Raw genomic sequence first — 20,168 nt, 5'->3', positions numbered from 1 at the left:
CGGGGCCGGCATGCGCGTACGTCGTGCACGCGTGCCGGCACACGCCCGGTACGGTTGGCGCGTGCTGACCAACGTTACGGCCACGCGCTACGTGACCCCCCTCCGGGAGGGCGGGTCCCTGCCCGCCATCGTCGAGGCCGACGACCTGGGCACGTACGTCGTGAAGTTCCACGGCGCCGGGCAGGGTCGCAAGGCGCTGATCGCGGAGATCATCGCGGGCGAGCTCGCCCGGCGGCTCGGCCTCCGGGTGCCCGACCTGGTGACCGTGGACATCGACCCGGTGATCGCCCGACACGAGCCCGACCCCGACATCCAGGACCTGCTCAAGGCCAGCCCCGGCCGCAACCTCGGCGTCGATTACCTGCCCGGATCGCTCGGCTTCGACCCGCTGGCCTGGACGCCCGAGGCCGACTTCGCCGCGTCCGTCCTGTGGTTCGACGCGCTGATCGGCAACGTCGATCGCAGCTGGCGCAACCCGAACCTTCTGGTCTGGCACAGCGACGTCTGGCTGATCGACCACGGCGCCGGCCTGTACTTCCACCACGCGTGGGCCTCGGCGGACAAGCTGGTCTCCCGCCCGTACGACGCCAGCGACCACGTGCTGGCGACCTTCGTCGACGACGCCGGACTGGCCCGCGCCGGCGAGGACCTCGCTCCCAAGGTCACCGAGGAGTTGCTGCGCGAGGTCGTCGCGCTGGTCCCCGAGGAGTGGCTGACCGACGAGCCCGGCTTCGACTCCCCCGCCGACGTCGCGGAGGCGTACGTCGGGCACCTGCGCACCCGTGTGACGACGCCCGACGTCTGGCTGCCGGAGGTGGGAGACGCCCGGCCGGCGGCCCCCCACGCGGACGAGCGCCCGTCGGGCCGACCCAAGTGGCTGTCATGAACATCTTCGAGTACGCCGTGCTCCGGGTCATCCCCCGGGTCGAACGCGGTGAGACCATCAACGTCGGGGTGATCCTCTACTGCCAGTCCGAGGACTTCCTCGGCTGCCGCACACACGTGGACGAGGCGCGGCTCCGCGCGCTGGCCTCGGACCTCGACGTCGACGGGGTGCGCGCCGCCCTCAAGGCGGTCGACGACATCTGCTGCGGCGGGCCGCGCGCCGGCCAGGCGGCGGCCGAGCCACTCGGCGCCCGCTTCCGCTGGCTCACGGCACCGCGCAGCACCGTGGTGCAGCCCGGCCCGGTGCACTCCGGTCTGACCGCCGGCGCGGCCGCCGAACTCGACCGCCTGCTCGACGTTCTCGTCCGCTGATTTCCACAGCGCACATCCTCGTTGTTAAAACGGCACCTCTTCCTCTTCCGCAGGGACTGTCGGCTGCGGATCGCGGGTGAGAAACGTCGAGATCCCCCGTTGGAAGTCGTCGAAGGCGACGGGAGGCCCCCCGGCCTGCGCCTTCGCGGCGGCCCACGTCGGCGTGAGTACGGCTCCGACCGCGTGCTTGGCGGCCCGGACGGCCGCGCTGGGATGGCGGGTGATGTTCAGCACGAGCCGGCGGGTGGCCGTGGCCAGCTCCTCGTCCGGCACACAGCGGGTGGCGAGCCCGAGGCGCACCGCCTCGGCCGCGGGGACGAGACGGCCGGTGTACAGCAGTTCCCGCGCGACGCCCGGCCCGGCGAGCACGGCCAGCCGTGCGGCGAAGGCGGGGCTGACGAGGATGCCGAGCCGCGCGATCGGCATCCCGATCCGGGCGCTCTCCGCCATGACCTGCAGGTCACAGGCGAGGGCGAGCTGGCAGCCCGCCCCGGCGGCGACGCCCTCGACCTGCGCGATGACCGGCACCGGCAGGTCCTCGATCGCGGTGAAGGCGGCCTCCATCACGGCGAAGCTGTCGGCGACGCCGGTGAGGTCCGCCTCGACCCATTCCCGCATGTCCGAGCCTGAGCTGAACATGCCGCCCCGGCCGCGGACGACCACCGCCCGCAGTTCGTCGTCGCGGGCGAGGTCGCGGAACGTCCGTTCGAGCTCCCGCCAGTCCCTGCTGGACAGCGCGTTGCCGCGACGCCCGTCGCCGACGGCCACCTCGGCGACCTCGGCGTCACGGTGCAGTCTGACCTTCATCGGATGGCCCCCTCCTCCCTCATCGCGGCGATCTCCTCCGCGGTCAGGCCGAGCTCGGCGAGGACCTCGTCGGTGTGCTCGCCGAGGCCGGGCGGGGCGGACCGGACGGCCGGCGGCTGCGCCGACAGCTTGATCGGCGAGCCCAGCATGCGCAGCCGTCCCGCTCCTGGGTGCTCGGTCTCGACGACCATCTCCCGGGCCAGCACCTGCGGATGGGAGAGCGCCTCGGGCACGGTGTTGATCGGCCCGGCGGGAACGCCCGCCTCGGTGAGGATCTCCGTCCACTCGTCGCTGGTCCGGGCGGCGAGTGCCTCCTCGAGGAGAGTCAGCAGCTCCTCTCGGTTCTGTACCCGGTCCGGGTTGGTGGCGAAGCGCGGATCGTCGGCGAGGTGGCCGAGGCCGACGGCGTCCGCGAACCGCCGCCACAGCCCGTCGTTGCCCACGGCGACCATGAGGTGGCCGTCGGCGGTGGGCAGCGCCTGGTAGGGGACGATCGACGGATGGGCCGAGCCGTACCGGCGCGGCGTCTCCCCGGTGGCGAAGTAACCGCCCGCGACGTACGTCAGCCAGGCGACCTGGCCGTCGAGCAGCGAGATGTCGACGTGCTGGCCACGGCCGGTCTGCCGCCGGGCGTTGAGCGCCGCGAGGACCCCGATGACCGCCCACATCCCGGCCCCGAGGTCCGCGCCCGACGTGCCCATCCGCACCGGCGAACCGCCGGACTCGCCGGTCACGCTCATGATCCCGCTCATCGCCTGCGCGATGGCGTCGTACCCGGCCCGTTCGGCGTACGGGCCGGTGTGTCCGTATCCACTGATCGACGCGTACACCAGGCCGGGGTTGCGGGCCGACAGTTCCTCGTAGCCGAGGCCGAGGCGGGCGGCGGTGCCGGGCCGGAAGTTCTCCAGGAGCACGTCGGCGCGGTCGGCGAGCCGCTGGACGGCGTCACGGCCCTTCTCCGTCTTCAGATCGACGCTGATGGAGCGCTTGTTGCGGTTGACGGACAGGAAGTACGCCGCGTCGTCCCCCTGGAACGGCGGCCCCCATTGGCGGGTGTCATCACCTTTCCGGGTGTCCTCGACCTTGATCACGTCCGCTCCGAGGTCGGCCAGGATCATGCTGGCGAAAGGGCCGGACAGGATCCGGGACAGGTCGAGCACTCGCACGCCCTCGAGCGCGCCGTTGAACATCGCGTCTCCAAATTGGTTGGACCAGTGGACCTTAAGGCCAATGGGGTAGAGTGTCGTCAACTATCCCCAGAGGCGTCAAGAGGGCGAAGTGTCCGAATCTCTCCGTCCCCTGGCCCGGCCCCGCCTGTACGAACAGGTCGCGGCCCGGCTCCGTGAGTACGTCGCCGACCAAGGTCTGCGCGCCGGGGACCGGCTTCCCCCCGAACGCGAGCTCGCCGACCGTCTGCAGGTCAGCCGCACCTCCGTCCGCCAGGCGATCGTCGCCCTCGAGGTCCAGGGGCTCATCGAGGTCCGGCACGGCGGTGGCAACTACCTGCTGCGGGATCGCCTCGAACCCGAGCCGATGGAGAATCTCCTGGCCCGCAAGCGGCGGCTCCCGGAGATCCTCGAGGCGCGTGACGCGGCCGAGACCAAGCTGGCGTCCCTCGCCGCCGAGCGCCGTACGGCCGCGGACCTCGCCGCCATCGACGCCGCCCTGGCCGCGATGCGGGCCGCCATCGAACGCGGCGAACTCGGCGTCGACGAGGACGAGCGGTTCCACGGCGCGGTCATCGCGGCGGCGCGCAGCCCCCTGCTCGCCGACTTCATGATCCACCTGTCCCGGGAGATCGCCGAGAGCCGGCGCGAGTCCCTGCGCCAGCCCGGCCGCCCGGCGAACTCACTGCACCAGCACGAGAAGGTCGCCGACGCCATCCGCGCCGCCGACCCCACCGCCGCGGCCGCCGCCATGCACCACCACGTCCAGAGCGTCGGCGACGTCAAACTCCTGAACTGGTCCCCCGAGCGCTGACCGGCCCGGGGCGGGCCGGGGCGGGCCGGGGCGGGCCGGGGCGGGCCGACATACTGCGCCCTTCCGGCTAAATATCGAATCCGGCTCGACGCCGAGGAGCTGGTTCGGTCGATCAAGAACGTCGTCGCGATTCCGCTTTGGTGAAGCTCGCGAGCCTCAACCGCGCCCCCGCTGGCGGCCGCCCTCAACTGGTGGCCCTCGGGATGCCCGCCATCACGGACGCACCGCCCCCACCACAAGCACGAATCGGTCCGGCGCTTGCCGCGGCGGCGTCCCACCCGGACAGTCTTTTGCGGCCTTGTCATCACAGCCGGGGCTGTCCACCGCCCGGCGGAGGACGAAATCCAGAGTCAAAGGACTGAGACGAAAGATGAAGACAACCCAGAGTCCGACGTGCGTGTTCTGCTCCATCGTTGCTGGCAAGGCGCCCGCCTCGATGGTCCGCGAGTGGCCCGACGCGATCGCGTTTCGGCCGCTGGACCCGGTCACGCCGGGGCACGTGCTGGTGATCCCACGCGAGCACGTCGCCGACGTCGGAACCGACCCGGCCGTGTCGGCCATCACGATGGCCGCTGCTGCCGAACTCGCCGCAGAACTGCCGTCCGCGAACGTCATCACCAGCCGGGGTGCTGCGGCAACCCAGACGGTGTTCCACCTGCACCTGCACGTGGTGCCCAGGGAGCACGGCGACGGCCTACCGCTGCCCTGGACCCCCCAGCACGCCGCCGCGCAGCGCGTGTCGACCTGAACCACCCCAACACGAACGACGCGGTCGTCGACCGCTGAAGTCGCCGACGCACAACCACGGACCCCGGGGCAACAAGCCCCGGGGTCCGCTCTTTGCCAGAAATCCTTAGTTCGGAAAGCGTCTGGGCGGTCGAGTGGCTCATGGAACAGGCCATCCGCTGGATCAACGACCCCGATACCGATGCCGCTTACGTGAAGGTCATGCGCCGGCACCTGGACGACGCGGCGCGCCTGCTGGAGGCATTAGTCAGCTCCGCTTCCACCCTTCCCAGGCGGTGAACGCGATCGCGAAACGGGACGAACGCATCCCTGCCTCTCGATGGCATCCCCTTCACCGAGCGATCCGTCCGGGCCGAATGGGACACCCTCAGTTCGTTTACGCGGGGCGCGAGTTGTTAGCGTGCGTCTTCATCCAAGGCACGAAAGTCAGGCGGGCAGGTGGACAAGGTTCTCGTCGCGGGCATCTCCGGAGCCGGGAAGACGACGCTCGCACGGAGGCTGTCCGAACGGTACGGCCTGCCGCGCTATGAACTGGACGCGCTGCACCACGGCCCCGGCTGGGTCAAACGCCCGGAGTTCGAGTCCGACGTGAAAGAGTTCAGTGCGCGGGATCGCTGGGTCACCGAGGACCAGTATCACCGGGCACTCGGCGACCTGCTGTGGGAACGCGCCGACACGGTCATCTGGCTGGACCTGCCTCGCCGTACGGTGATGTGGCGGGTCATCCGACGCTCCATCGCCCGGTCCATCACGAGACGTCCGCTATGGAACGGCAACCGGGAGAGCTTCCGCGACTGGCTCGACGCCGACCACCCCATCCGCTGGGCCTGGACGCAGTTCGACCGCCGCCGGCGAGAGACCACCGAACGCGCCACCCGCCACCAAGCTGTGACCGTAATCCACCTGCGCACCGCCCGCCAAGCCCGCCGCTGGCTCGCCGCCGAATGGACCGACGGCTGATCAGGCGAGGCTTCGCACACGGCAGGCCGCCGACGGCAGGAGTCAGCCGTTCAGAAACACGTCGTCGATGGACGCCGCTACCGCCGCGCGCCTGAGCCATACATCGAGCTGCTCCAGATCCGTGCACTCTCCGACACGAGCACGGGCATCTTCCGGCACCTCGAACCCTTGGGCGTCAAGAACGATCAGGATGGCCCGAGCTCGGCCTTCCGCCTTGCCACGACCGAAATGTTCCTTGGCGAAGGGGCTGTAGACAGGCCAGTGTTCCGTAGGCACGCTCAGCCGAACAGTTCGTCGACGGTCTGGACGACTCCGGCCTTCTTGAGCCACGCATCGATCTCCTGGAGGTCCGTGCATGCACGGACGCGGACACGAGCGCTCTCCGGAACCTCGATGCCCCGCGATTCCAGAACCGTCAGGACGGCGTGAACTCCTTCTTCTGTGCGGCCTTCTTCGCGGCCTTCCGCCTTGCCGCGGCCGAAGTGTTGCTTTGCGAAGGGGGTGTAGACGGGCCAGGACGTAGAAGACACGAGCTCCTCCAGGATGCGTCGGACCGCGTCCGCGGCCATATTGTAAGCGTACTCAAGGTATTGCGGAGCGTCACCGGACTCAACCAGTTCTAGCGCGTCGACGAACGCCTTCAACACTGGCTCACGCCGACCGTGCATCATCACCCCCATCGCGGCCAGCTCGGGATGGGCCGCAGCCTCGACCGGGTCGGTGATGACCGGGACGTCGTTCGGGCCGAGCACTACGGCCCGGAAGACGTAACCGGGCAGTTCGGTCGCGATCGGCTCGGCGAAGTACGTGGCCGCTCGCGGGTCTGGGCACACGCAGAGCACAGTCACCGGTCGACGCAGCATCAGCCACAGCTGCGCCGCGTACCGTGGTAGCTGCCGTCGCTTTGACGCGGACTTCGCCTGCTGGACTTCCACGATGATCCCGTGCCGTGTCTCCTGAGGAGGGCCGACTGTGATCACCGTGTCCGGCTGGAAGTCCTGCGACGGCCGATCGTTGAAGTTGTTCGACTCCACTTGCACCGGCGCGGCCTCGGGCACCTCGACGATGCCCTTCAGGTCGCGAAGGACCTCCACGGCGAATTCCGGGTGCTCGCGGAACATACCGTTGATCGCGTCATGTTGGGGGGACGGCATGTCACGGAACGCTACAGGACGATCGCTATACGTGACTCGCTTTTTCGAACTTCGATTCGAACCGACCCCGGGCAAGGGTCAGAACATCACGGACATGAAGGTGTCGACGTCGTGGAAGCCGACGCGGCGGTAGGTGGCGCGGGCCGGGGTGTTGAAGTCGTTGACGTACAGCGTCACCGCGGGGGCGATCGAGCGCAGCGCCTCGGCGACGACCGTGGCCATGCCGTGCACGGCGTACCGGCGTCCGCGCAGCTCCGGGTGGACCCACACGCCCTGCACCTGGCAGGCGTACGGGGTGACGGCGCCGATCTCGGCCTTGAACACGACGCGGCCGTCCTCGATGCGCGCGAAGGCGCGGCGGGCGCGGATGAGCTCGGCCACGCGCGCGCGGTACAGCACTCCCCCGTCGCCCGACTGCGGGGAGACCCCGACCTCCTCGGTGAACATCGCGACGCAGGCCGGGTACAGGATGTCGAAGTCGTTCATGGTGACGCGGCGCACGGCCGGGTCGGGCTCGACTGGCGGCGGCGCCACGGTCGACATCACCGGCTGCGCGGCGCGGACGGCGCGGGGCGAGCCCCAGGACGGGCGCAGGGCGTTCCACATCTCGGTGACCGTGGGCACCGGGCCGACGATGGAGGAGCAGCGGCGCCCTTGGGAGCGGGCGCGGTCGGCGAAGTGGCGGGCGGCCTCCCGGTCGGCCGCGACCGGGACGAGGTTGGCGCCTGAGTAGCAGAGGGACGTCAGGCGGCCGCCGCGGTGGAATCCCCAGACCTCGGCGCCGAGCCGTCCCGGGTCGACGCCGGCGGCGTACACGCGGGATCCGACGAACACGTTGGAGACGGGATCGGCGTCCAGGATCTCCAGCACTGCGTCACGGTGGCGGTCGTCCAGGAGGCGCACCGGGGACGTGCGCAGCATCGGACTCACGTTGTCTCCCGGGCTGTGGATCCGGTCTTCGGTGACGCGGATCGCCGTGACGACACGTTAGCTCCGCTCACCCTGTAAGGGTACGGGAGGCTCCCGCCAAGATCGGCAACCAGGTCCGGCACGCCGCCGTTCCCGACAGAACGCGAAGGACCCCCGGCCGGAGCCGGGGGTCCTCACGACCAGATCAACGGGATCCGCGCGTCACCGGGTCACGGACGGCCGATGAGCGGGCGGGCGGGCACCTTCGGGGCGATCGACCGGGACGCGCTGTCGGTCGGGACCGGGTCCGGAAGCGCCTTGCAGGTCACGTCCGGTCCGCTGCCCGGCTTGTTCTTGGGCAGCGCGCCGGTGCTCAGGTAGGCCGCGACCTTGTCGTCGAGGCACGCGTTGCCGTTGAGGGTGTTGGCGTGGGTCTTGCCGCCCAGCTCGGCGACCAGGCGGGAGGGCAGCAGCTTGTGCATCTCCACGCCGCCCGGGTACGGCGTCGCCGCGTCGAGGGTGGACTGGACGAGGAGCGCGGTGGCCATGCCCTTGGCCTTGATCTTCAGCGCCGGGCCGCCCTGGAACGGCCAGTACGCGATCGGCGCGTTGAACCAGACGTTGCTCCAGGTGTTGAAGTGGTAGCCCTGCTTGTAGAGCTTGGCGGCGTCGTTGTGCCACTTGCTCCAGCTGCGGGGCCACTTCGCGTCCGCCGCCTGGACGGCGTTGTAGACCGCGAAGCCGTTGTCGTCGGCGGTCTGGATGTAGTTCGTGTAGAGCCCGACGAGCCCGGAGGCGTCGTTCTTGGTGGCGAACGCCGAGAACGCGTCGGCGACCGGCTGGTACCAGCCGGTGCTGTAGCCGGCGTTGAGGAAGGTGTCGTCGAGCTCGTCACCGCCGAGCTTGCCGCCGATCGGCTTGGCGAAGGCGGCGGCGCGGACGCTGTAGTACTTCTTCTCCACCGCCGCCTCGGTCGTGCCGAGGTGGTAGCGCGAGTCGTACTTGGCGATCCAGCCGAAGACGAACTTGATGTTCCGCTCGAACGCCTTGTCCTGCGACAGCTGCGCGTCGTACCAGACCTCACGGACGTCGACGTTGCCGTCGAGCACCATGTGCTTCACGCGCTTGGGGAAGAGCGTGCCGTACGTCGCGCCGAGGTAGGTGCCGTACGAGAAGCCGTAGTAGCTGATCGTCTTCTGGCCCAGGGCGGCGCGGATGGCGTCGATGTCGCGGGCCGCGTCGGTGGTGCGCAGGTGCGGCAGCAGCCAGCCGTACTTCTTGGCGCAGTCCTTGGCGTACGCCTTGGACCTGGCCTTCCAGGCCGCCTCCGCCTTCGCCGAGTTGGGGACGTAGTCCTTGCGGATCGGGTCGGAGTAGTGCGGGTCGCAGGTCAGCGCCGGCTTGCTGAGTCCGACCCCACGCGGGTCGAACCCGATGATGTCGTACTGCGCCGGGATCTCCTTGTGGCCCACCCCGGTGAACCAGCTCGCGAGCGAGCCGGCGAGGTACAGGCCGCTGCCGCCGGGACCGCCGGGGTTGGCGATCAGAGCGCCCTTGTAGTGCTTGGTGTCGGTGTGCTTGAGCCGCGACACCGCGATCGAGATCTTCTTGCCCTTCGGGTGCCGGTAGTCCAGCGGCACCGTGAGCTGCCCGCACTCGGCCTTGGCGAGGGAGGGCTGGTCGGTCGGGCACTTCGACCAGGCGATCTTGGCGGCGGCCTGCCCCGTCTCCGCCTGCGCCGGTACGGCCACCGCCGCGCCGGAGAGTCCGACGCCCGCCGCAGCGGTGATGACCACGAGTCTCTTCACATGACCCCCTTGCGCACGGGCTCACGAACGGGCCCGCACTGGTAGGAATGCGAAGAATTGTTGCGCTAGGGAGAAAAGGGACGGAAGAGACTCAAGCAACCGTTGTTGGATCGTGACGGCTCGACCGTTGCGGCCGCCGAAAAGTGCCGTCCCCGGCGACCGGAACGGCCACCGGGGACATCGACCGGAATCGCCGGGTACGCCGGCGTCAGCGCCTCACGGCCGGCGCAGCACCGGCGGGAACCGGTCCGTGGTCAGCTCGCGCGCCGCCACGGTGGACGGCGGCACGGGTTCCGGAAGGCGCGCGCAGTGCGACTGGTTCGCCGGAAGGGCTCCGGTCGCGAGGTAGGCGGCGAACTTGTCGTCGACGCAGGCGTTGCCGCGTTCCACGACGCCGTGCGTCCGGCCGCCGTCCTCGATCACCAGGCGGGATCCCTTGAGCCGCCGGTTCATCTCCAGCCCGCCCGCGTACGGGGTCGCGGCGTCGTCGGTCGCCTGGAAGAGCAGGACGGGAGGCAGGGCCGACACGCCGCCGATGTCGATCGGCCGGCCCGCCCTGGCCGGCCAGAAGGCGCACGGCGCGTTGTACCAGGCGTTGGACCACGTCTCGAACCGGTACCCCTGGGCGTACAGCCTCCGGTTGTCCTGACGCCACCGGGCCCAGTCCCGGGGCCACGCGACGTCGGTGCACTGCACGGCGTTGTAGACGGCGTAGCCGTTGTCGTCCGTCGTCGCGCCGAACGTCGTGTAGGCGTTGATCAGCGGTGCCGTGTCACCGGCCTTGTAGCGGGCCAGGGCGCTCGCCAGGAGCGGCCAGTACGACCCGAGATCGATGTACCCGGCGACCAGGAAGGCGTCGTCGAGTTCGTCGGCGCCCACGATGCCCCCTGCCGGAACGGCCCTGAGCTTCTCCTGGGTCGCGTCGTAGAAGTCGCGGACCGCCCGCTGGGTGGTGCCGAGGTGGTAGATCGCGTCGTACTTGGCGATCCAGCCGAAGAGCGCGTCGATGTTCCGCTCGAACGTCCGATCCTGGTCGAGGTTGTCGTCGTACCAGACGCCGCTCGGCCGGACGTTGCTGTCCAGCACCATGCGCCGGACCCGGGTCGGGTACAGCGTGGCGTACACCGCGCCGAGGTACGTCCCGTACGACGCCCCGAAGTAGTTGAGCCTTCTCTCGCCCAGCGCGACGCGGATGGCGTCCATGTCCTCGACGGTGTCGATCGTCCGCATGTGCGGCAGCACCGACCGGTACTTCTGCCCGCAGGCCGCGGCGTAGGCCGCCGACTTCCGCAGCCAGGTCGCCTCGATCGGCCCCGTACGCGGGACGTAGTCGGGCCGTACGGGCTTGAAGTAGCCCGTGTCGCAGCTGAGCGCGGGACTGCTGCCGCCGACGCCGCGCGGGTCGAACCCGACCACGTCGTACGCGGCCTTGAGGTTCGCCGGCAGCCGGCTCGCGACGCGCAGCGCGAAGTCGCGGCCCGCGCCGCCGGGTCCGCCCGGGTTGACCACCAGTGCGCCCTGGTAGCCGGTCGTCCCGGTGTGCCTGGCCCGGGACAGGGCGAGGGTGATCTGCGGACCGCGGGGAACGGCATGGTCGAGCGGCACCTTCAGCGTGGCGCACTCGAGTCCGCTGAGGCTCTCCTCGGCGCACGGCGACCAGGTCAGGCCCGCGGCGGGCTGGGCAGGACGCGCCTGCGCCGTGAGCGGCGCGAGGCTCAGCACGACCAACCCGGCTCCGGCGGCGGCCGACGTGATGGCAAGCTTGTTCACGTAACCCCTTTCACACGGGGAGCGCAGGAGCTCCCCGCCGTGCGTGACGCACGATGGTGGTGATTCCGGAAAGCGGCCGGGAGGGGCGCGGCCATGACCGGCCAGGTCAGAGCGCCGCCGCGAACTGCGAGAGCCCCCGGTCGGCCTGACCGGGGGCTCTCGAGACTTTAGTCAGTGAGAGCTACTTCGCGATCGCCGCCGCGTCGGCTTTCCCGGAAGTCGCGGCGGCGCTGCCCGGTACGGGCAGCGGCGGGGCGTCGCACCGCGCGTCCGCGCCGGGCCTGTTCGGCGGCAACGCGCCCCAGCCCAGGTAGGCGGAGACGAGGTTGTTCGCGCAGGTGTCACCGTTCGGGGTCAGCGCCACGCCGTGGTTGATCCCGCCGTTCTCGACCAGCAGGCGGGAGTTCGGGAAGCGCTTGTGCACCTCGACGCCACCGGCGTACGGGGTGGCCGCGTCGTTCGTGGCCTGGACGATGAGGATCGGCGGCAGGCCCTTCTTGCCCTTGATGTTCACCGGCGTGCCGCCGGGCACCGGCCAGTACGCGCACGGCGCGTTGTACCAGGCGTTGCCCCAGGTCAGGAACTTGTTGCCCTGCTTGTAGAGCCGCCAGTTGTCGCGGTCCCACTTCTTCCAGTCGGTGGGCCACTGCCGGTCCACGCACTGCACGGCGTCGTAGACCGCGTAGTTGTTCTGGGTGAGGAAGTCATTGGTGGGGAAGCCGCCCCACGCGTCGAGCAGCGGCTGCGCGTCGTGCTTGACGAAGTAGTCCGACAGCGCCTGCGCGTGGTCGGTCCAGGTGTAGTCGCGGTAGGCGTCGGCCTGGAACGTGTCGTCGAACTCGTCCGGGCCGAGCTGCCCGTTGACCGGGGTCTTGGCGAGCACCGCGCGGACCTTGTAGTAGTTCGCCTTCACCGCGTCGTGCGTCGCGCCGAGGTGGTACACCGAGTCGTACTTGGCGATCCAGGTCAGGAAGGTCTCGAAGCGCTTCTGGAAGGCGACGTCCTGGTCGAGGTTGTCGTCGTACCAGACCCCGCTGGGCCGTACGACGCTGTCCAGCACCATCCGGCGCACGTGGGTCGGGAACAGCGACGCGTAGACCGACCCGAGGTACGTCCCGTAGGAGTAGCCGTAGTAGCCGATCTTGTGCTGGCCGAGCGCGGCACGGATGGAGTCCATGTCGCGCGCCCAGTTGGCGGAGGTCATGTACTTCAGCGCCGAGCCGTAACGGCGGCCGCAGTCCTGTGCGTACGCCTTCGCCTTCGCCCGCCAGGCCAGCTCCTCCTTCTTGGAGGCCGGTGCGTAGTCGGGGCGGGCCTTGCCGGGCGCCTGGAAGGACGGGTCGCAGATGATGCCCTTGCCGGTGCCGTCGATCGAGCTGGCGCCGACGGCGCGCGGGTCGAAGCCGATCCAGTCGTACGTCGCGCCGACGGACGTCGGCAGGCCGTACGTGCCCTTGGCGAAACGGGTGGGCAGGTCGCGGCCGTGCCCGCCCGGCCCGCCTCGGTTGAGCAGCACGATGCCCTGGTAGTGCCGGGTATCGGTCGCCTTGGCGCGCGTCAGCGCGAGCGTGATCTGCCGGCCGTGCGGGTGGGCGTAGTCGAGCGGAACCTTCAGCGTGCCGCACTCCAGGCCCTGCAGATTCTTGCCCTCGATCGGGTCGTTGGCCGGGCACGGAGTCCACGCGACTCCGGCGGCCACGGCCTGCGCGGACTCTCCCGCCGGGGTCGGCGTGGGCGTCGCCTGTCTCCCGGCGGCTCCCGCCGGCCCCACTCCGATGAGGGCCAGGCCGGTCGCGACCGTGACCACTACGAGCTTCTTCACTTGTCCCCTCCTCCGCGCGGACTCCCCACTGAGCCCCGCAATTCGGTGGATGCCGGGGCATTGTGCGCGTGCGGCGGGTAGGGCGATCAAGACCTGCGAATCAAGGATGCCGAATCGTGACAAATACGGAAAAATCCGCTTGGGCGGCGGACGAGGTGATTCATCGTTAGATCGGAAAAGGTGACGGCCCTCCCGGAGCAATTCCGGAAGGGCCGTAAAAGGCGTGTGTAAGGACGTCAGGAGACGGTGACGTCGGCGCCCGGGCCGTCGCCGGTGACGTCGATGCCCATCTCCTCCGCGATGCGGACGGCCTCCTCGATGAGGGTCTCGACGATCTGCGACTCGGGCACGGTCTTGACGACCTGGCCCTTCACGAAGATCTGGCCCTTGCCGTTGCCGGAGGCGACGCCGAGGTCGGCCTCGCGGGCCTCGCCCGGGCCGTTCACCACGCAGCCCATGACGGCGACCCGGAGCGGCACCGGGAAGTCCTTCAGCGCGGCCGTGACCTCGTCGGCCAGGGTGTAGACGTCGACCTGCGCACGCCCGCAGGAGGGGCAGGAGACGATCTCCAGGCCGCGCTCGCGGAGGTTCAGCGACTCCAGGATCTGGATGCCGACCTTGACCTCCTCGACCGGAGGCGCCGACAGCGAGACCCGGATGGTGTCGCCGATGCCCTCGGCCAGCAGCGCACCGAACGCCACCGCCGACTTGATCGTGCCCTGGAACGCCGGGCCCGCCTCGGTCACGCCGAGGTGCAGCGGGTAGTCGCACCGGGCGGCGAGCTGCCGGTACGCGTTGATCATCACGACGGGGTCGTTGTGCTTGACCGAGATCTTGATGTCCCGGAAGTCGTGCTCCTCGAACAGCGAGCACTCCCACAGCGCCGACTCCACGAGCGCCTCGGCGGTCGCCTTGCCGTACTTCTCCAGCAGGCGTTTGTCCAGGGAGCCAGCGTTCACGCCGATGCGGATCGGCACGCCCGCGTCCTTGGCGGCCCGGGCGATCTCGCCGACCTTGTCGTCGAACTTCTTGATGTTGCCCGGGTTGACCCGCACCGCCGCGCAGCCCGCTTCGATCGCGGCGAAGACGTACTTCGGCTGGAAGTGGATGTCGGCGATCACCGGGATCTGCGATTTGCGGGCGATCGCGGGCAGCGCGTCGGCGTCGTCCTGGGACGGCACCGCCACCCGTACGATCTGGCAGCCGGACGCGGTCAGCTCGGCGATCTGCTGCAGTGTCGCGTTGACGTCGGCGGTGAGGGTCGTGGTCATCGACTGGACCGAGACCGGAGCGTCACCGCCGACCGGCACCGACCCGACCATGATCTGGCGCGACTTACGGCGCGGAGCGAGAGGCCTGGGCTTGGCCTGCGGAATTCCAAGATCGACGCTCATCGGCAACGCGGCGCGGAGCCCATGCCCCGTACGCCGCGCCCTCCTTCCAGTGGGTGCTCGGCAGTGATACCAAGCCTAGGCAACTGGCGGGGATGCTGCACACGCCAGGGCCTATTGGGGAAGTTTGAGGGGATTTATTAGGTCGGCAAGGATCAACAGAACACCTAGACCCACCAGCAGGACGACGAACGCGTACGTCACGGGCATGAGCTTGGTCAGGTCGACCGGGCCCGGATCGGGCCGGGCGCGCAGGCGGAAGATCCACGCCTTGATCCGTTCGTAGCAGACGACCGCCAGATGGCCGCCGTCCAGCGGGAGCAACGGGATGAGGTTGAGCAGCCCGACGAACAGGTTGAGCGACGAGACCAGCAACAGGAACATGCCGATCTTCGTGCGCCAGGTGTCGCCGGAGGCGAACACCTGGCCCGAGACCTCGGCTCCGCCCACGACGCTGCCCGCCTGGCCGCCCGGAGTGTTCGCCCGCTCGCGGGAGAACAGCTTCGGGATCGCCTTCGGGATGCCGACGACGATGCCGCCGATGGAGCCCGCCATCTGGCCGGTGAACCGGCCCGCGAAACGCAGCGACGCCACGGGCCCCAGGGTGCGGATGCGCGGAGCCGGTTCCACCCCGAGATAGCCGTGCCCGTCCGACCGCCCGATCCGGGCCCGCACGGTGATCCGGGATCCGTGCCGCTCGACCACGACCGGCACGGCGGTGCCCGGCGGGGTCCGCTGGATCAGGCCGGACAGGCCGTTCCACTCTCGCACGGGCGTCCCGGCGAACGAGACGATGCGGTCGCGCGGTCGCAGGCCCGCCGCCGAGGCCGGCGAGACCGGATCTCGGGCCGTGCAGACGCCACCGCTCGCCGGGACACACGGCGAGACCCTGTGTACGCGGGTGGTGGCGTCCCTGCCGTCCGGGACGCCCACCGCCGCCGCGAGGACGACCAGCAGCACGAACGCGAGGACGATGTTGACCACAACGCCCGCCACGATGACGATCGCCCGCCGCAGCGCCGGCTGGCGGTAGAACGCCCGCGACTCGTCGGCGGGCGCGACCTCCTCCAGCGGGGTGTACCCGACGATCTTCACGAAGCCGCCGAGCGGGATGCCCTTGACCCCGTACTCCGTCTCGCCCCGGCGACGCGACCACAGGGTCGGGCCGAAACCCACGAAGAACTGCGTCGCCTTCATGCCGAAGCGCTTGGCCGTCATGAGGTGCCCCGCCTCGTGCAGCACCACCGAGAGGAGCAGTGCGAGGATGAAGGCCAGCGCTCCGAGCAGATAGGTCAACCAGACGTCAGCTCCCGTGCCCGGGTCCGCGCCCATCGATCGGCGGCGAGCACGTCGTCGACGGTGAGCCCGCCGCCCGGATCGTCCCTGATCAGAGGGTCCGGACCGTTCGTGTGCTCGGACACTACCCGCGAGACCGTATCCACAATCGCCGGGAACGCCAGCCTTCCGGCGAGAAAGGCGGCGACGCACTCCTCATTCGCGCCGTTGTAGACCGCGGGCGCCGTTCCCCCGGCCTCGCCGACCTCCCGGGCCAGCCGTACGGCGGGGAACGCCTCGTCGTCCAGCGGGAAGAACTCCCACGTGGACGCCCGCGACCAGTCGAGGGCGGGCGCGGCGTCGGGCACCCGGTCGGGCCAGCCGAGGCCGAGGGCGATCGCCAGGCGCATGTCCGGCGGGCTCGCCTGCGCGATCGTCGACCCGTCCGCGAACTCCACCATCGAGTGGACGATCGACTGCGGATGCACGACCACCGCAATCCGGTCGAACGGCACGTCGAACAGCAGGTGGGCCTCGATGACCTCCAGACCCTTGTTGACGAGCGTCGCGGAGTTGACCGTGACCAGCGGCCCCATCGCCCACGTGGGATGGGCGAGGGCCTGCTCGGGCGTGACGTCGGCCAGCTCGGCACGCGTCCGCCCCCGGAACGGCCCGCCGCTGGCGGTGACGACCAGCCGGCGCAGCTCGCCGCGGCTCCCTCCGCGCAGGCACTGGGCCAACGCGGAGTGCTCGGAGTCGACCGGCACGATCTGACCCGGCTTGGCCCGGCGCTTGACCAGCGGACCGCCGACGATGAGCGACTCCTTGTTCGCCAGGGCGAGCGTACGCCCGGCGTCGAGGGCGGCCAGCGTGGAGCTCAGGCCGGCCGCGCCGTCCACGGCGTTGAGCACGACATCGCACGGCCAAGCGGCGACCTCGGCGATCGTGCCCGGCCCGGCGAGGAGCCTGGGCAGGCGATAGTCCCCCGAGGAGTAGCCCCGTTTCTGGGCCTCGGCATAGAGCGCGAGCTGCAGGTCCTCGGCCACCGACCCCTTCGCGACGGCGACCACGTCGGGCCGCAGGTCGAGGACCTGACGGGCGAGCAGGTCGACCCGGCCTCCCCCGGCGGCCAGCCCGGCCACCCGGAAGCGGTCGGGGTTGCGGCGGATCACGTCGATGGCCTGGGTGCCGATCGACCCGGTCGAACCGAGGATCACGACATCTCTGCGGGCGGCTGCGGACGGGCTGTCGTCAGGCATCACGCCCCCATTGTCCCCTGCCCCGAACCACCCCCGACCGACCACCACCCGACACCCACCGCCGCCTGCCAAAGCCGCCGCCCCCCACCTCCACCGAACGACCGACGCCCGCTGCGCGCCTCCACCCGGGCTCCGCCAACGGCCCACCACAGCCCAACGGCCGACGCCCACCGCAGCCCAACGGCCGACGGCGGTCGGCCGCCGATGCGCCCCGGCGGCCGATCGCGATAACGCCGCGAACCGGAGCACGCCGTTCATATGGCAATTTCTCTCCGTAGTCAAGTGAACACGCTTCGCGCTAGGGTTCCGGCCAAGTCTCTCGATCGCGGCCGTTTCCCCGTGGCGACCGCAGAAGGGCACAAGGGTCATGAAGAACTCCCCTCGCGTCGCGGCCGCGTCAGCGGCGGTCGGCGCGCTCCTGGCGGTCCCCCCGGCCCACGCGGCACAGGCCGATCCGGCACGCCCCGCCTTCCGCGCGGCGGCCTCCTCCGGCGCCGGCCGTACCGGCTCCCATCCCGTACGCGCGGGGCTCAGGGCGCCGCGCCGCGGCCACCCTGGTGCGTCCTTCGGTCGCGGCCGGACAACGATCCCGGACCTCGCCGGCGCGCCATCCCTCCCCGCACGTTCCGGGGCTCCCGCCCTCGGTGACCAGGACGTTCCTCCGGCCGTCCACCCGATGGCGGCGTCCCAAGTCGCCCGCGATCGGCTCGAGCGCTGGTGGACGCCCGACCGCATGCGCCGCGCGAACCCGTTGGACGACCTCGCCGCCATCCCGTTGACCTGGCGGCCCGTTCCCGCCGGACGCCCGTCCGCGACGCCGGCGACGAAGCCGTCCACCGGGGCCGCCTGGGTCTCCGGCGGCAAGGTGGCGCAGACCACCGGCCGGGTGTTCTTCACCTACCAGGGACACCCGGCGTCGTGCTCGGGCAACGCGGTCACCAGCGCGAACCAGAGCACGGTCATCACCGCGGGGCACTGCGTGCGGCTCGACGGGGCCTGGCACACCGACTGGGTGTTCGTGCCCGGCTACCACGACGGTCAGGCGCCTTACGGGAAGTGGACCGCCATGCGGACGCTCACCACGGCCCAGTGGGAGGCGCGTGAGGACCTCGACTACGACGTCGGCGTCGCCACCGTGGCCCCGCTGAACGGCCGCAGGATGACCGCTGTGGTCGGCGGCCAGGGCATCGCGTTCAACCAGAGCCGCCACCGGCCGATGCACGCCTTCGGCTACCCCGCCGGGGCCCCGTACGACGGATCCAAGCTGACCTACTGCAGCGGAGCCCCCAAGGACGACCCGGGCAAGACCCACGACCTCGGGCTGACGTGCAACATGACCTCCGGTTCCAGCGGCGGTCCCTGGTTTCTGGGCTTCGACGAGAAGACCGGCGTCGGCACGCAGAACTCCGTCAACTCCTTCAAGTACGACGCGATGCCGAACGTCATGTTCGGGCCGTACTTCGGCACCGCCATCCAAGCCCTCTACGACAAAGCACAGAACACCTGATCGAGGGCATCGCTTTACGCCAAGTCACGATGCGGCCACGCATGGTCCTGCAAACTTTCGATCCATGCCCACGTCCGCCCGCATCGTCTGCGCCATGTCCACCATCGGAGCCCTTCTCGGCACGCTCGGCACCGGGGCACCCGGCCCCGCGCCGGGCGTGGCGGGCGTGACCGACCACGTGATCGCCGCCAAGCGGTCGGCGATCCTCCGGTACTGGACCGTACGGCGAATGCTGCGCGCCGTGACCCCGCCCGACCGGCCACGGCGCCGACCGCCGGTGGGCCCGCCGCCGGCGAGCCCACCCGTCACGGCCGCCGTCGGCGCTCCCGCCGGCTCCCCCTTTGGCGCCGCGGGCCGGCGGGCGACCGCCCCGGCACCGCGCCCGCACACCACCGCCACAGACGGACAGGCCACCACCGCCACCCCGGACCGACAGTCCGCCACCACGGCGACCCCGAACAGGCACACCGCCACCGCGCCGGACCGGCACATCGCCACCAGACCGATCCCGCGCTCGGCGGCCACCATGACGGTCCTCCGCCCGGCCGCCACCGCGCCGGTCCGGGGCACCACCGGCACGCTGGACCAGCTCGCCATCACCATGACGATCCCGCACCCGTACGCCGCCACCGCGCCGGACCGGCACACCGCCGCCACGACGGCCCTCCGCCCGCACGCCGTCACGACGGCGATCCCACACTCGGCGGCCACCACGACGATCCTCCGCCCGGCCCCCACCGCGCCGGGCCGGAATACCAACGGCGACCCGGGCTGGCAGGGCGCCGCCATGACCGACCGGCGGGCCGTCGACACCGCGGACCGGCGCACCGTCCATGGTGCTCCCGGTTCGCCCTGGAGTTCTTCCGGCGCGGTGCGGGCCACGACCGGCAAGGTGTTCTTCACCATCAACGGCGGCGACTACGTCTGCTCGGCGGGCACCATCGCCGGCGCCAACCGCGACCTCGTCATCACGGCCGGGCACTGCGTGCAGGACGCGGCGGGGGCCTGGGCCCGCAACTGGCTCTACGTCCCCGGATACGACCAGGGCCGTCGGCCGTACGGCGCGTTCACCGCCCGGCACCTGTTCGTGCCGACCGCCTGGTCCGGACGGCATGACGAGAACAATGACGTCGCGATCGTGGCGCTGGCCGCGGCCGGCGCCCGCCACGTCGCCGACGTGGTCGGCGCCCAGACCGTCGCGTTCGACCAGCCGCGGGGCGCCGTCGTCTACGGCTTCGGCTATCCCACCGGCGGCCACTATGACGGTGAGCGGCTGGCCTACTGCAGCGGCCGGACCTATCCCGACCGCCATCGGCTCACGCAGGACCAGGGCCTGCGCTGTGACATGTCCGAGGGGGCGAGTGGCGGCCCGTGGCTGGCCGGTTTCGACCCCGTGACCGGCAGGGGCGTGGTCACCTCGGTGAACAGCTTCAAGTACTCCGACGACCCGGCGACGATGTACGGCCCGTATTTCGACGCGGCCGTCCGCCGGGTGTACGAACAGGCCCAGCACTCGTGAACG

The 20,168-nt window shown here is 70.6% G+C and carries 19 protein-coding genes; 8 read left to right on the top strand and 11 right to left on the bottom strand.

What is annotated here, in order from left to right:
• Nucleotides 1-61: 61 nt before the first annotated feature.
• Together ACQP2O_RS12495 and ACQP2O_RS12490 are read left to right on the top strand one after the other, a co-directional pair.
• Nucleotides 62-886 (top strand): HipA family kinase, encoded by an 825-nt coding sequence (locus tag ACQP2O_RS12495; RefSeq protein ID WP_433183170.1) that lies wholly within the window; start codon nt 62-64, stop codon nt 884-886.
• The gene (locus tag ACQP2O_RS12490; protein WP_433183167.1) at nt 883-1,257 is read left to right on the top strand and encodes a DUF3037 domain-containing protein; all 375 of its coding nucleotides are present in this window, start codon (nt 883-885) and stop codon (nt 1,255-1,257) included. Before ACQP2O_RS12495 ends, ACQP2O_RS12490 begins: the two co-directional genes overlap by 4 nt.
• Nucleotides 1,258-1,281: 24 nt before the next feature.
• Here ACQP2O_RS12490 and ACQP2O_RS12485 read toward each other — a convergent pair whose 3' ends face one another.
• Both ACQP2O_RS12485 and ACQP2O_RS12480 read right to left on the bottom strand, forming a co-directional pair.
• The gene (locus ACQP2O_RS12485) at nt 1,282-2,064 is read right to left on the bottom strand and encodes an enoyl-CoA hydratase/isomerase family protein (RefSeq protein WP_433183164.1); all 783 of its coding nucleotides are present in this window, start codon (nt 2,062-2,064) and stop codon (nt 1,282-1,284) included.
• On the bottom strand, nt 2,061-3,254 hold the full coding sequence (locus tag ACQP2O_RS12480; RefSeq protein ID WP_433183161.1) for a CaiB/BaiF CoA transferase family protein: 1,194 nt from the start codon (nt 3,252-3,254) through the stop codon (nt 2,061-2,063). Before ACQP2O_RS12480 ends, ACQP2O_RS12485 begins: the two co-directional genes overlap by 4 nt.
• An 88-nt stretch (nt 3,255-3,342) precedes the next feature.
• Between ACQP2O_RS12480 and ACQP2O_RS12475 the strand changes: the two genes are divergently transcribed.
• From ACQP2O_RS12475 to ACQP2O_RS12460, 4 genes are all read left to right on the top strand, one after another.
• Complete coding sequence (locus tag ACQP2O_RS12475; protein WP_433183158.1) at nt 3,343-4,044, top strand: FadR/GntR family transcriptional regulator; 702 nt, start codon at nt 3,343-3,345, stop codon at nt 4,042-4,044.
• A 370-nt stretch (nt 4,045-4,414) separates the two neighbouring features.
• Nucleotides 4,415-4,792, top strand: coding sequence for an HIT family protein (locus ACQP2O_RS12470; protein WP_433183155.1), 378 nt, complete (start codon nt 4,415-4,417; stop codon nt 4,790-4,792).
• A gap of 140 nt (nt 4,793-4,932) precedes the next feature.
• Nucleotides 4,933-5,070 carry a hypothetical protein gene (locus ACQP2O_RS12465; protein WP_433183153.1) on the top strand — a complete coding sequence of 46 codons (138 nt, stop codon included), beginning with the start codon at nt 4,933-4,935 and terminating at the stop codon, nt 5,068-5,070.
• Nucleotides 5,071-5,229: 159 nt separating this feature from the next.
• Nucleotides 5,230-5,751, top strand: a complete 522-nt coding sequence (locus ACQP2O_RS12460) for a hypothetical protein (protein WP_433183150.1) — start codon at nt 5,230-5,232, stop codon at nt 5,749-5,751.
• A 42-nt stretch (nt 5,752-5,793) separates the two neighbouring features.
• On the opposite strand, the gene ACQP2O_RS12455 is transcribed toward ACQP2O_RS12460, so the two are convergent.
• The 9 genes from ACQP2O_RS12455 to dxr form a co-directional block, all read right to left on the bottom strand.
• A complete protein-coding gene (locus ACQP2O_RS12455; RefSeq protein ID WP_433183147.1) occupies nt 5,794-6,027 on the bottom strand; it encodes a hypothetical protein in 234 nt (77 codons plus the stop codon).
• Nucleotides 6,028-6,029: 2 nt separating this feature from the next.
• Entirely contained in the window at nt 6,030-6,905 is an 876-nt protein-coding gene (locus ACQP2O_RS12450) for a hypothetical protein (protein WP_433183145.1), read from the bottom strand.
• Between the two features lie 78 nt (nt 6,906-6,983).
• On the bottom strand, nt 6,984-7,826 hold the full coding sequence (locus tag ACQP2O_RS12445; RefSeq protein ID WP_433191002.1) for a GNAT family N-acetyltransferase: 843 nt from the start codon (nt 7,824-7,826) through the stop codon (nt 6,984-6,986).
• Nucleotides 7,827-8,044: 218 nt separating this feature from the next.
• Nucleotides 8,045-9,622 carry an alpha/beta hydrolase gene (locus ACQP2O_RS12440; protein WP_433183142.1) on the bottom strand — a complete coding sequence of 526 codons (1,578 nt, stop codon included), beginning with the start codon at nt 9,620-9,622 and terminating at the stop codon, nt 8,045-8,047.
• 216 nt (nt 9,623-9,838) lie between these two features.
• Nucleotides 9,839-11,392 carry an alpha/beta hydrolase gene (locus ACQP2O_RS12435; RefSeq protein WP_433183139.1) on the bottom strand — a complete coding sequence of 518 codons (1,554 nt, stop codon included), beginning with the start codon at nt 11,390-11,392 and terminating at the stop codon, nt 9,839-9,841.
• Nucleotides 11,393-11,573: 181 nt separating this feature from the next.
• A complete protein-coding gene (locus ACQP2O_RS12430) occupies nt 11,574-13,214 on the bottom strand; it encodes an alpha/beta hydrolase (protein ID WP_433183136.1) in 1,641 nt (546 codons plus the stop codon).
• 236 nt (nt 13,215-13,450) lie between these two features.
• A complete protein-coding gene (gene ispG, locus ACQP2O_RS12425) occupies nt 13,451-14,608 on the bottom strand; it encodes a flavodoxin-dependent (E)-4-hydroxy-3-methylbut-2-enyl-diphosphate synthase (protein WP_433183133.1) in 1,158 nt (385 codons plus the stop codon).
• 111 nt (nt 14,609-14,719) lie between these two features.
• The gene (locus ACQP2O_RS12420) at nt 14,720-15,901 is read right to left on the bottom strand and encodes a site-2 protease family protein (protein ID WP_433183131.1); all 1,182 of its coding nucleotides are present in this window, start codon (nt 15,899-15,901) and stop codon (nt 14,720-14,722) included.
• Nucleotides 15,898-17,139 (bottom strand): 1-deoxy-D-xylulose-5-phosphate reductoisomerase, encoded by a 1,242-nt coding sequence (dxr, locus tag ACQP2O_RS12415; protein WP_433191000.1) that lies wholly within the window; start codon nt 17,137-17,139, stop codon nt 15,898-15,900. Before dxr ends, ACQP2O_RS12420 begins: the two co-directional genes overlap by 4 nt.
• A gap of 367 nt (nt 17,140-17,506) precedes the next feature.
• Between dxr and ACQP2O_RS12410 the strand changes: the two genes are divergently transcribed.
• Together ACQP2O_RS12410 and ACQP2O_RS12405 are read left to right on the top strand one after the other, a co-directional pair.
• Nucleotides 17,507-18,646 carry a trypsin-like serine peptidase gene (locus ACQP2O_RS12410; protein WP_433183128.1) on the top strand — a complete coding sequence of 380 codons (1,140 nt, stop codon included), beginning with the start codon at nt 17,507-17,509 and terminating at the stop codon, nt 18,644-18,646.
• 94 nt (nt 18,647-18,740) lie between these two features.
• A complete protein-coding gene (locus ACQP2O_RS12405; RefSeq protein ID WP_433183125.1) occupies nt 18,741-20,165 on the top strand; it encodes a trypsin-like peptidase domain-containing protein in 1,425 nt (474 codons plus the stop codon).
• Nucleotides 20,166-20,168: the final 3 nt, after the last annotated feature.

The sequence above is a fragment of the Actinoallomurus sp. CA-150999 genome, assembly GCF_050942425.1.
Lineage (GTDB): Bacteria > Actinomycetota > Actinomycetes > Streptosporangiales > Streptosporangiaceae > Actinoallomurus.
This window is presented reverse-complemented; position numbering and strand designations above follow the sequence as displayed.